Source organism: Acinetobacter sp. NS-4 (genome assembly GCF_037402435.1).
Taxonomy (GTDB): Bacteria; Pseudomonadota; Gammaproteobacteria; order Pseudomonadales; family Moraxellaceae; genus Acinetobacter.
Map to the genome: position 1 here is coordinate 77874 of NZ_JBBEUE010000015.1, position 8510 is coordinate 86383.

Below are 8510 nucleotides of genomic sequence, written 5' to 3' on the forward strand. Positions count from 1 at the left end.
TCACATTATTTTTAATTATTATGAAGCAATGTATTGACTAATTTTTAAACGATAACTATATCTTTAATACAGACAAGAAAAATATTTTACACGCTCCTAGGAGTTGATATGAAGAAAAATCTATTATTTGCTGCTTTTGTTAGTGTAATTTTCAGTGGAAATCTATTGGCAAATGATCTTACGGGAACATGGAAAACCATTGACGACAAAACAGGCTCGTCAAAAGCGGTTCTTGAAATGCGTCAGGAAAGCAATGGGACTTATACGGCAAAAATTGTAAAAGTAACACCACCTCCGGGTTATACCCCGAAAGAAACCTGTGTAAATTGTCCAGCCCCTTATACCGACAAGCCCATCTTAGGATTAGATGTTTTAACGGGATTAAAATCTAGCGGGGATAATCAGTTTGTAAATGCCAAAGTTCTTGATCCACTGAACGGTAAAATCTATAGCGGCAAAGCAAAATTAAGTCCAAACGGTAAACGTCTCACTCTACGTGGTTATGTCGGTGTGTCTGCACTTGGCCGTAGCCAGACATGGATTAAACAAGATTAAAGTATGTTAATTACGGTTCAGCATAGATGGGGAACATGATACGAATGAGAGCTTAAAACTTTTATCCCAAAAGGCCGCAAATTTCGTAGTTCTGCCCCATTTTAAATAAGTCACCAGGATGGCTTGACTTAAATAGATGAGGAAATTTTATGAAAAAAATAGCAATTACCACTACATTTTTTGTAGCACTATTAAGCAGTGTTTCAATTTTTGCTGAGGAGATAACCGGTACATGGATACAAATCGATGATAAAACAGGTTCACCTAAGGCACTGATTGAAATTAAAAAACAAACTAATGGATCTTATTCTGGAAAAATTATTAAAGTAACACCACGCCCAGGTTATACGCCCCGAGAAACCTGTTTCAAGTGTCCACCACCCTACACAGATCAGCCTATATTGGGATTAGAAATCTTTCAAAGTTTACAACATATTGATGGAAATAATTATGCAAACGGTCGTGTACTTGATCCTTTAACAGGAAAAATATATGGCTTGAAAGGGCGAATTTCTCCCAATGGTAAACGTCTTATATTACGTGGTTATGTGGGAATTTCTGCTTTGGGTCGAACTCAAACCTGGATTAAAAACGACTAAATATGACAAAAATCAGTATTATGGTGATTTTTTACTCAATGATATTTAAATAACGCACATTATTCTTCATATCCATGACGCATCATATTGACTAATTTTCAAACATTTCTAATATGTTTTTTATTAATTAAAAAAATATTCACCACAACCGCAGGAATTTATATGAAAAATAATATCTTACTTACTGCTCTTGCCAGTTTAATTTTTAGTGGGAATGTATTGGCACAAGATCTATCGGGTACATGGCAACAAATTGATGACAAGACAGGTTCACCCAAAGCCATTATCGAAATTCGTAAAGACGCAAATGATATTTATACTGGTAAAATTATCAGAGTGACACCTCGTCCAGGTTATACACCGCAAAAGACATGCAACAACTGCCCTGCACCGTATACCAATCAACCCATTCTAGGCATGGATGTCCTTACCGGTTTAAAACACGTGCCAGATACCCTTAATTATGAAAAAGGCCGGGTCATCGATCCTTTAGCAGGTAAAATTTATGATGCCAAAGTTCGACTGAATGCGAGCGGAAAACGTCTCACTTTACGTGGCTACATCGGTATCTCCGCACTAGGACGCAGTCAAACCTGGTTACGGGTCGATTAATCCAAATCCCTGTTTTTAATTAAAAAGCCACAATAGAGTGGCTTTTTATCCAAATCAGCTTAAAACTTTTTGCTTGACTCTAGAGTATATTGACTAATTACTTTATCTATTTAATATATCCGTTAATTAAAAAATGAAAGATTAAGTGAGAGTCTTATATGCAAAAGAATCTATTGCTGGCTGCTTTTGCTGCTGCACTTTTCAGTGGAAATGTTTTCGCTCAAGACATTTCTGGAACATGGCAGCAAATTGACGATAAGACCGGTGCTGCGAAAGCGATTATTAAAATTAATCAAGAAACCAATAATACATTTACCGGGAAAATTATTAAAGTTACTCCTCGCCCAGGTTATACCCCACGAGAGACATGTAATAATTGTCCAGCACCATATACCAATCAACCAATTTTGGGTATGGAAATTCTGAAGGGCTTAAAACATGTATCTGGAACCAATAACTACGAAAAAGGCCGTGTTATAGATCCTCTAGCGGGTAAAGTTTATGATGCCAAAGTTCGACTGAATGCAACAGGCAAGCGTTTAACTTTAAGAGCTTATATGGGTATTTCCACCTTGGGACGCAGCCAGACCTGGATCAGACTTGACTAAGTACCTCTAAACAAAAAAGCCACATGATGTGGCTTTTTTAATTTTGCTGATCTCGATGATTACATCATAGGATTATCAACTTTAAACAATTGTTGATCTTCTAATCGATAAGCGATTAGCTGATGTCCCCAAACACACCCCCCATCAACATTCTGAATCTGTGGCGTAATGGTTTTCCCTTGTAATGCGGCCCAGTGTCCAAAAATCAACTGATGAGTTTTAGCAGCTTTGGATCCAAACTCAAACCATGGCTGAAAGCCTTCAGGCATGGGATCATCCAGAGAATCTTTAAAGCAGAATTCCATTTGCCCTTCTGCATTGGTTAAACGCATACGGGTCAGATAATTGGTAATACAACGCAAGCGCTCATTGCCTTGCAAATCATCTGACCAAAGATCGGGTTTTTTACCGTACATTTCCGCCAAGAAAGCATCCACTACAGCAAAATCATCATGGGAAATAACCGCTTCTATTTCTTTTGCCAATGCCGCAGTTTGCTCTGCTGACCAAAGGCAAGGAATACCCGCATGCGTCAATATGGTTTGTTCATTCGGAAACAGGCATAAAGGCTGTTTACGCAACCAGTCAATTAAATCATCGCTATCAATAGCATCAATCACATCGCTGGTTTTATCTCTTTCATTTAGCTCTTTTAAACCACGTGCACATGCCAACAGGGTTAAATCATGATTACCCAGTACTGTAGCTGCCACACCACGATCCACCAGTTTTTTGACAAAGCGTAGTGTGCCAACCGAGTTTTCACCCCGCGCCACCAGATCACCGGCAAACCAGATAAAATCCTGATCCGGATCGAACCTGATTTCTTTCAGCAGAGCTTTTAAGGCCTCGAAACAGCCTTGAACATCACCAATCACATAATTGTATCGAATATCCGAAGCTGCCACTTAATCCACCATTTGATCTGCTAATGCAACAAATTGAGCCAGCGTTAAAGTTTCTGGACGTGCCATTGGATCAACACCAGCATTTTCAAAACCTTCTTCAACCAGCATGCCTTTTAAACTATTGCGCAAGGTTTTACGACGTTGGGTGAATACATGTGAAACCAGACGGGCTAAAGCTTTTTCACTTTTTGCCACAATCGGCTTGGTTGCATAAGGCTCTAGACGGAAAACTGCAGAGGTGACTTTAGGTGGTGGATTGAATGATCCCGGCGGTACTTCAAACAAGAAAGTCGGTTTGCAGTAATACTGAATCATCACTGACAAACGGCCATATTCTTTGCTGTTTGGTGATGCGGTAATACGGTCAACCACTTCTTTTTGCAACATGAAGTGCATGTCTTTGACTTTGTCACCAAATTCCAAGAGGTGGAACAACAACGGTGTCGAAATGTTATAGGGTAAGTTACCAACCACACGAAGCGGACGACCTTCTGCAAATAAATTGGTGAAGTCGTATTTTAATGCATCGGTTTCAATAATGGTTAAACGTTCAGGATGCGGTACACGACCTGGTAAACCTGCCGCCAAATCACGATCCAGCTCAAGCACGGTCAAGGCATCACATTCACCAATTAAAGGCGAAGTCAAAGCTGCAAGACCCGGACCAATTTCAACAATATTTTCACCTGCACGCGGGTTTACCGAACGTACAATTTTTGCAATGACACGTTGGTCATGTAAGAAGTTTTGACCAAAACGCTTACGCGTGTGATGCCCTTCATCTTTTGGGTTTAAGGCATTAATTTGATACATAAAAACATTTCCAACGTGAGTAATGAGTAAAAATCAGTGGCGAGCCAAATCTAGGGCTAAATCGACAGCAACGTGCAAGCTTGAACTTTTTGCCAGTCCAGTCCCTGCAAGGGAGAGCGCTGTGCCATGATCTACAGAAGTACGGATAAAAGGTAAGCCCAAAGTAATGTTAATGGCTTCACCAAATCCTTGAGATTTTAACACAGGTAAGCCCTGATCGTGATACATCGCCAGAACGGCATCGGCATCTTTTAAATTTTCCGGGGTAAACAGTGTATCAGCAGGCAAACTCAGGCTCATATTGATGCCCTGTGCACGGTAACTTTCCAGCACCGGATTAATCACTTCAATTTCTTCCATGCCCAAGTAGCCACCCTCACCGGCATGTGGATTCAGACCACAAACTAAAATACGCGGATGATCAATCCTGAATTTGGTTTTCAAATCATGAATCAGAATATCAATCACTTGATGCAATCGTTCTGAAGTAATAGCATCCGGCACATCGCGTAAGGCCAAATGGGTAGTCGCTAGCGCTACACGTAAAGTCTTGGTGGCCAGCATCATCACTACACGCGGTACCCCAGCAAATTCCTGGTAATATTCGGTATGACCACTAAAGTGAATACCCGCTTCATTGATAATAGATTTTTGCACAGGTGCTGTAGCCACACCGACACTTTTACCCTGCATGGCATAATCTGCTGAACGACGTAATTGTTCTAAAACATAGACAGAATTTTGTGCATTGAGTTGTCCCAACACCACCTCAGCATTTAATGGCACATGTTCTACATATAGCTGTCCTTGCGCCCATGATTCAGCTTGGCCTTGATACTCTAGCAGCTCGATATCAATATTTAATAATTCGGCACGTTGCTTTAATAAATCAATGTCGGCCAATACCACGACTGGTCGCTCATCAATACGATCCGCCAAACTTAGACAAATATCTGGACCAATACCGGCAGGTTCACCACTAGTGACATATAAAGGAAGCATAATTCATCCAAGTAAGCTTGATGATCAACATTATAACGCGAATGCGGAACAAGAAAGCTGAAGCTGTGCAAAACAACCTATAGATCAAATACTTTAATCAACAAGATAGCTAGTAAATAGTTGTAATTCGCATTACATCGATATTTTTCACTTTAATATTCCATTGAAAACAGGATGTTAAATTTTAATCATCAGTTGTTAGAAACAGCAAAAATGCTGAATAATGTGATTCTTCATTCCGATAAAATTGTGTCTGTAGCTTTAAAGGAAGGCATGCAAAATTGTCAGTTCCCGAGATGAAAGACAATATTTTTATCCTCATTTACCAAGCATCAGTTTTAGATTCTCCACCCCTTCCATTTTCATTATTGTTCTTTTAAAATATACCGCTTGAAATTTTATATTTTCATTGTGATTCTCCTGGCTTTCAGGTAGAATTCGGTCTCCTTTTGTTTGGACAGCTTCCATAGTCCAAACCAACTATAATAGGTAGTGGTTTAATGAAAACTCTCAGCGCTAAGCCAGCTGAAGTTCAACACGACTGGTACGTTGTTGATGCTTCTGGCAAAACTTTAGGTCGTCTTGCGACTGAAATCGCTCGTCGTTTACGCGGTAAGCATAAAACTTCTTATACTCCTCACGTTGACACTGGTGATTACATCGTTGTGATCAATGCTGAACAAGTTCAAGTGACTGGTAAAAAATCACTTGATAAGAAATATTATCGCCATACTGGTTTCCCTGGTGGTATTCGTGAAACTAATTTCGAGAAATTAGTTGCTCACAAACCAGAAGAAATTTTCCAACGCGCTGTAAAAGGCATGTTGCCAAAAGGTCCTCTTGGTTATGCAATGATCAAAAAAATGAAAGTGTACGCTGGTACTGAGCATCCACATACTGCTCAACAGCCACAAGTTTTGGACATCTAAGGGATACAGCACATGGCTACTAACTATGGTACAGGTCGCCGTAAGACCGCAACTGCACGTGTTTTCTTATCAGCTGGTACAGGTAAACTCGTAATCAATAACCGTACTCTTGAGCAATATTTCGGTCGTGAAACTGCTCGTATGGTTGTTCGTCAACCTTTAGAGCTTCTTGAAGCTACTGAAAAATTTGACCTTTACATCACTGTTGCTGGTGGTGGTATCGGTGGTCAAGCTGGCGCTATCCGTCACGGTATTACTCGTGCATTGATCGCTGCTGACGAATCTGTTAAACCTGCTCTTCGTCAAGCTGGTTTCGTTACTCGTGATGCTCGTGAAGTTGAACGTAAGAAACTTGGTTTACGTAAAGCTCGTAAACGTCCTCAATTCTCTAAACGTTAATTCGTTTACCGAATCGGACAAAAAGCCTTGGTTTATCCAAGGCTTTTTTATTGCCTATTACAAAGAACTAACGAATAAAACGAATCGATACCCATAAACGATCACAACCTATAGTTATTGGCCATCATACAAAAACCAGTGCCTAGCCATCTGCAAGTTAAAAATGGGTACAGCAAAAAATATAAATTTCATTCATCACCATTGAACCGTGATTTTATAGCCCAATTTTAGTATCCTATCCTATTCATTTATCACTGCTTCGGATTATGTCAATCGAAAATGCACCTCCTCAAGGAATCACGCTTTACAGTCATGCGGATGATTTTCGCTCACACTGGATACGCTATGTACTTGCCGAGAAGCAAATCAAATATAATCTAATTATTGTAGATGAAGATGATGAAGATCTCGCCAGTCTAAATCCCTATAACCAGCTTCCTATGATGATTGAGAATGAGCTTAAGCTCTTCAATAGTGGCATTATTTCCGAATATCTAGATGACCGCTATCGTCAAAACAAGCTCTATGCCGATGCTCCAATGCCACGCGCAGAACAACGTCAGTATATCTGGCGTTTTGATCAAGACTGGTTAAAACTGGCTGATATTATGCTACGTCATCCAGATACCCTGAATGAAAAAGAGAAAGTAAAAGCTCAAAAGCAACTCAGAGATACGCTTATTTCACTTACCCCTCTATTTCAGCATTTTCCCTATTTTATGTCGGAAAGCTTTACAATTTTAGATTGCATGCTAGCACCCATTTTTATACGTTTAAAAGCCATGGGTATTGAATTACCTAAACAGCATTGCCGTCCTATTCATTTATATTGTCAACGAGTTTTTAGTCGGCCTGCATTTATCAAGTCCTTAACGATGCAGGAAAAAAACCGCTACAGTGAATTTTTGGTAAATTAATCGAGCAAAATCATGTCTGAACAAGAATTGAATCTCCCCCCTACCCGCCCTTATTTAGCACGTGCTATTTATGAATGGATTTGTGACAACAACCTTACCCCTTATTTACTGGTTGATGCGACTCAGCCCAATACCAGGGTCCCGGAACAATTCATTCAGGATGGTCAGATTGTTTTAAATATCGTGCCTCATGCTGTACATCAGTTAACCATGAGTAACGATGCTATCACCTTCTCTGCGCGTTTTGGTGGCGTTTCACGTGATATCTATGTACCCTTAAATGCAGTGATGGGCATTTATGCACGTGAAAATGGGCAAGGTTTATTCTTTGATCCAAATGAATATGAAGGTACCCAAATCGCTGAAGATACTTTAAAATCTACTACAACTTCAGAAGAAACTGAACAACCTAAGAAAAAACCGAGCCTACGGTTATTAGACTAAAATAATATGGAGCAAGTGAATGGCTTTTGATTTAGTACAATATTTTGCTGAGCAGATTAACACTCAAAAGCCTCAGCTTCTCGAACATTATTCTAGAGAAGATCGAAAAACTCAGCTGTTAGAAATTAATGCGCTGGTATTAGGTAAACTCATTTCACTTTGGCGAACCGACGATAAAAAAGTTTACCAAGAAATTTCCTCGCCAGAGGATCTGTTTATTCAAGAGGTTGCGCGACATCTTACAACATCTTCAAAAAATCAGTCCAGCTTGCCTAAAAATGAGTTAGAACCAACAGTAACTGAAATATTAAAATTACAACTGGCAGAATTAAAACAGCTTAATGATATTGGAAATCTGAATATCAGAGGGTTACATGAGCTTATATTAGGACAAATTGAACACCTATCTGGTCAAGCTTCTGATTGGGTTTGGTCAACAAACGAGCTAACAGAATTAAAAGGCTCTAAACCAATTGAGCAAGAAGAGATATCATTAGACTCAACAATGAAGGAGTTTAGTCAAATGGTTCACCAGAATATCCAGCAGCATGATGTTGAAGAAGTTTCAGTTGTAAGCACCCCAACCTGGGCAAAGATTGTTGAGCCTGTCGTTGCAATCGCAATTCTTTGGGTACTGACCTCTGCAGCATGTAATATTTTTGCTTAACATTTGCAAAAATTCCAATCTTAAAACCAGCATTTGCTGGTTTTTTATTGCTTATAT

General features: G+C 39.6%; 13 protein-coding genes. 9 read left to right on the plus strand and 4 right to left on the minus strand.

The genetic code is table 11. From position 1 onward, the window contains the following. The first annotated feature begins 108 nt into the window (after positions 1–108). The 4 genes from WAE57_RS12080 to WAE57_RS12095 all read left to right on the plus strand — a co-directional run bounded on the left by WAE57_RS12080 (position 109) and on the right by WAE57_RS12095 (position 2374). Complete coding sequence (locus WAE57_RS12080; RefSeq protein WP_086175422.1) at positions 109–555, plus strand: DUF2147 domain-containing protein; 447 nt, start codon at positions 109–111, stop codon at positions 553–555. Between the two features lie 149 nt (positions 556–704). Then, the gene (locus WAE57_RS12085) at positions 705–1154 is read left to right on the plus strand and encodes a DUF2147 domain-containing protein (protein ID WP_086175423.1); all 450 of its coding nucleotides are present in this window, start codon (positions 705–707) and stop codon (positions 1152–1154) included. 162 nt (positions 1155–1316) lie between these two features. Continuing rightward, positions 1317–1766 carry a DUF2147 domain-containing protein gene (locus WAE57_RS12090; protein WP_301435306.1) on the plus strand — a complete coding sequence of 150 codons (450 nt, stop codon included), beginning with the start codon at positions 1317–1319 and terminating at the stop codon, positions 1764–1766. Between the two features lie 158 nt (positions 1767–1924). Then, the gene (locus WAE57_RS12095; protein ID WP_086175425.1) at positions 1925–2374 is read left to right on the plus strand and encodes a DUF2147 domain-containing protein; all 450 of its coding nucleotides are present in this window, start codon (positions 1925–1927) and stop codon (positions 2372–2374) included. A gap of 59 nt (positions 2375–2433) precedes the next feature. Here WAE57_RS12095 and WAE57_RS12100 read toward each other — a convergent pair whose 3' ends face one another. From WAE57_RS12100 to WAE57_RS12115, 4 genes are all read right to left on the minus strand, one after another. Continuing rightward, complete coding sequence (locus WAE57_RS12100) at positions 2434–3267, minus strand: symmetrical bis(5'-nucleosyl)-tetraphosphatase (protein WP_337710806.1); 834 nt, start codon at positions 3265–3267, stop codon at positions 2434–2436. Positions 3268–3282: 15 nt separating this feature from the next. Continuing rightward, positions 3283–4095: a 16S rRNA (adenine(1518)-N(6)/adenine(1519)-N(6))-dimethyltransferase RsmA gene (rsmA, locus tag WAE57_RS12105; RefSeq protein ID WP_086175427.1), complete on the minus strand. Its 813-nt coding sequence runs from the start codon at positions 4093–4095 to the stop codon at positions 3283–3285. A 33-nt stretch (positions 4096–4128) separates the two neighbouring features. Next, entirely contained in the window at positions 4129–5097 is a 969-nt protein-coding gene (pdxA, locus tag WAE57_RS12110; protein ID WP_337710801.1) for a 4-hydroxythreonine-4-phosphate dehydrogenase PdxA, read from the minus strand. A 318-nt stretch (positions 5098–5415) separates the two neighbouring features. Then, complete coding sequence (locus tag WAE57_RS12115) at positions 5416–5565, minus strand: hypothetical protein (RefSeq protein ID WP_337710802.1); 150 nt, start codon at positions 5563–5565, stop codon at positions 5416–5418. A gap of 32 nt (positions 5566–5597) precedes the next feature. Here WAE57_RS12115 and rplM point away from each other — a divergent pair, with 32 nt between their 5' ends. The 5 genes from rplM (at position 5598) to WAE57_RS12140 (ending at position 8453) form a co-directional block, all read left to right on the plus strand. Then, positions 5598–6026: a 50S ribosomal protein L13 gene (gene rplM / locus WAE57_RS12120; protein ID WP_004811299.1), complete on the plus strand. Its 429-nt coding sequence runs from the start codon at positions 5598–5600 to the stop codon at positions 6024–6026. Positions 6027–6038: 12 nt separating this feature from the next. Then, positions 6039–6425, plus strand: a complete 387-nt coding sequence (gene rpsI / locus WAE57_RS12125) for a 30S ribosomal protein S9 (RefSeq protein ID WP_086175429.1) — start codon at positions 6039–6041, stop codon at positions 6423–6425. Between the two features lie 266 nt (positions 6426–6691). After that, a complete protein-coding gene (locus WAE57_RS12130; RefSeq protein ID WP_237788283.1) occupies positions 6692–7342 on the plus strand; it encodes a glutathione S-transferase N-terminal domain-containing protein in 651 nt (216 codons plus the stop codon). Positions 7343–7354: 12 nt separating this feature from the next. Continuing rightward, complete coding sequence (locus tag WAE57_RS12135) at positions 7355–7786, plus strand: ClpXP protease specificity-enhancing factor (RefSeq protein ID WP_237788284.1); 432 nt, start codon at positions 7355–7357, stop codon at positions 7784–7786. A 19-nt stretch (positions 7787–7805) separates the two neighbouring features. After that, a complete protein-coding gene (locus tag WAE57_RS12140; RefSeq protein WP_337710803.1) occupies positions 7806–8453 on the plus strand; it encodes a hypothetical protein in 648 nt (215 codons plus the stop codon). Positions 8454–8510: the final 57 nt, after the last annotated feature.

Bases quoted from the DNA above. Each gene is read 5' to 3' on its own strand.
- WAE57_RS12080 (WP_086175422.1), top strand. From the start codon at position 109: ATGAAGAAAAATCTATTATTTGCTGCTTTTGTTAGTGTAATTTTCAGT.
- WAE57_RS12085 (WP_086175423.1), top strand. From the start codon at position 705: ATGAAAAAAATAGCAATTACCACTACATTTTTTGTAGCACTATTAAGC.
- WAE57_RS12090 (WP_301435306.1), top strand. From the start codon at position 1,317: ATGAAAAATAATATCTTACTTACTGCTCTTGCCAGTTTAATTTTTAGT.
- WAE57_RS12095 (WP_086175425.1), top strand. From the start codon at position 1,925: ATGCAAAAGAATCTATTGCTGGCTGCTTTTGCTGCTGCACTTTTCAGT.
- rsmA (WP_086175427.1), bottom strand. From the start codon at position 4,095: ATGTATCAAATTAATGCCTTAAACCCAAAAGATGAAGGGCATCACACG.
- pdxA (WP_337710801.1), bottom strand. From the start codon at position 5,097: ATGCTTCCTTTATATGTCACTAGTGGTGAACCTGCCGGTATTGGTCCA.
- WAE57_RS12115 (WP_337710802.1), bottom strand. From the start codon at position 5,565: ATGGAAGCTGTCCAAACAAAAGGAGACCGAATTCTACCTGAAAGCCAG.
- rplM (WP_004811299.1), top strand. From the start codon at position 5,598: ATGAAAACTCTCAGCGCTAAGCCAGCTGAAGTTCAACACGACTGGTAC.
- rpsI (WP_086175429.1), top strand. From the start codon at position 6,039: ATGGCTACTAACTATGGTACAGGTCGCCGTAAGACCGCAACTGCACGT.
- WAE57_RS12130 (WP_237788283.1), top strand. From the start codon at position 6,692: ATGTCAATCGAAAATGCACCTCCTCAAGGAATCACGCTTTACAGTCAT.
- WAE57_RS12135 (WP_237788284.1), top strand. From the start codon at position 7,355: ATGTCTGAACAAGAATTGAATCTCCCCCCTACCCGCCCTTATTTAGCA.
- WAE57_RS12140 (WP_337710803.1), top strand. From the start codon at position 7,806: ATGGCTTTTGATTTAGTACAATATTTTGCTGAGCAGATTAACACTCAA.